The organism is Pseudomonas sp. MSSRFD41, from assembly GCF_014230245.1.
Lineage (GTDB): Bacteria > Pseudomonadota > Gammaproteobacteria > Pseudomonadales > Pseudomonadaceae > Aquipseudomonas > Aquipseudomonas piscis.
This window is the reverse complement of the sequence record NZ_JACKZK010000061.1, coordinates 1-1,846: the sequence shown is the minus strand read 5'-3', so window position 1 is coordinate 1,846 and position 1,846 is coordinate 1. Positions and strand designations below refer to the sequence as shown.

Here is a 1,846-nt window from a genome sequence, read left to right as displayed (position 1 = left end):
CGTTCCAGCAGATCGGCCAGCTCGGCGACCAGGCGATCGTCGATGGTGTTGTTGGCCTCGGGCCGATACAGCTGCACGAAGCAGATGTTGTCCTCGTGGCGCACACGCAGGGTGTGGTATCCGGTTTCGATCATTGCCGCCTCCACTGCGGGCTATCGCCATATCCATGGCGGGTGCGGGATGAAAATGCAGTCAAGCACAGGAATCACCAGGGGGCTCGACCAGGGATTTTCGTCAAGGCGCTGCGCTACCACCCGGCAATGCCTGGTAGAACCCGGCGAGCTGCTCGCCGTGCCGGTCGCCGATGACCTGGCACAACTCGCGCACGCTGCTGACCTCGAAATACACCGCCGGCGGCACAGCGATGCCATAGAACTTCGCCAGGCTGGACATGATCGTGGTGACGTGGATGGAGCTGTCGCCATAGTTCGCCATGTCGACATCCAGGGTCAGCTCCGTGCTATGCAGCTTGAGCGCGTCGCCCACCAACCGCAGCACGTCGGCTTCGAAGGCACCGTGCCAAGGCGGCCGTTGTGCCGGGGCCGGTTGGAATTGTCCTGGGTGCTGCTGGTTATCCGGATACATATGCACCTCCCGCTGGGTCAAACGCTCTTGAGCATGTTGCTGTACTTCCTGACCTGGGCCAGGTATTTCCACAAGTCGGCCTCCCAGAGGTGCCGCCGCGACTTGATGAAGTGTTCCTGGCCAATATCCACCTGCTCGCCGCGCTTGGCCTCGTTGAAGGCTTCGAACCCCCTGGTCTTGGCAAAGAACGCGCGGGCATAGCTCAGGACGAAGTTGCCCTGGATTTTCGCTGCATCGCCCAGGCCACCCGCCGCGTTGACGAACCCCATGCACAACAGATTGTCGTGGTTGCGCGGGGCGCAATGCAGGAACAGATCGGGAATGCCATCGCGCCAATGCAAGAGTTGCGGGTCGATGAACGACAAGTTGCGGTTGTAGCCGGTGGCATAGACGACCAGGTCCACCTGCTCCCTGGATCGATCGACGAACAGCGCCTGGCCTTCCACCAGGGCCGCGACATCGCCCTTGGGCACGATATCGCCGTGGCCGATATGGAACAGCACGTGGGAATTCATGATGGGATGCGCCGCGCTGATCGGGTAGTCGGGCTTGGGCAGGCCGTAATCGGTGCCATCGAAGCTCGCCACCTTGAAGGTTTCCAGCACGTGCTGCCAGAACCCCTCCTTGCTGCTGAAGCGCTCCGCAATCTCTCTCATCCACAGTGCAGTGGGCATGCCGTGGATGAACTTGGGCTGGTAATAGTAGCCACGGCGGGTGCTGTGATAGACCCGCTCGGCGTGATGCACGGCATCGGTGGCGATGTCGCAGCCGGAGTTGCCGCCGCCGATCACCAGCACTCGCTTGCCACGCAACTGGTCGGGCGACTTGTAGTCAGCCGCGTGCAGGATCTCCCCGGCGAACCCTGTGCAAGGGATCGACGGGAAGTAAGCGGTTCGCTGCAAGCCGTTGCAGATCACCACCAACTCGTGGAACTCACGGCCGCCCTGGGCAACATGGACCTGCCAGCCCTGAGCATGGGGCTCCAGCCGCTCGACCCGGGTGCCGAACTGAGCCCGTTCATACAACCCGAACCGGGCTGCATAGGAGCGCAGGTAGGCCAGCATCAACCGGTGATTGGGATAGTCCGGGTACTCCGCGGGCATGGGGAAATCCGGAAACTGGGTATTCGACTTGGGCGAAATCAGGTGCAGCGACGGATAGGTCCGGCCGCTATCGCCCTCGCTGTTCCAGACACCGCCGAAGTCCGCCTCCGCTTCGTACAGGACGAAGTCGATGCCGGCGGCATTGAGCTCACGGCCAA

Annotated in this window: 2 protein-coding genes; both read right to left on the bottom strand. The window is 62.2% G+C overall.

Annotation, left to right across the window (positions count from 1 at the left end; genetic code table 11):
• Nucleotides 1-234: 234 nt before the first annotated feature.
• Nucleotides 235-585 carry an acyl carrier protein gene (locus tag H7A76_RS32185; RefSeq protein ID WP_185702239.1) on the bottom strand — a complete coding sequence of 117 codons (351 nt, stop codon included), beginning with the start codon at nucleotides 583-585 and terminating at the stop codon, nucleotides 235-237.
• A 17-nt stretch (nucleotides 586-602) separates the two neighbouring features.
• The coding region (locus H7A76_RS32180) for a flavin-containing monooxygenase (protein WP_185702238.1) at nucleotides 603-1,846 on the bottom strand (1,244 nt) is incomplete at its 5' end.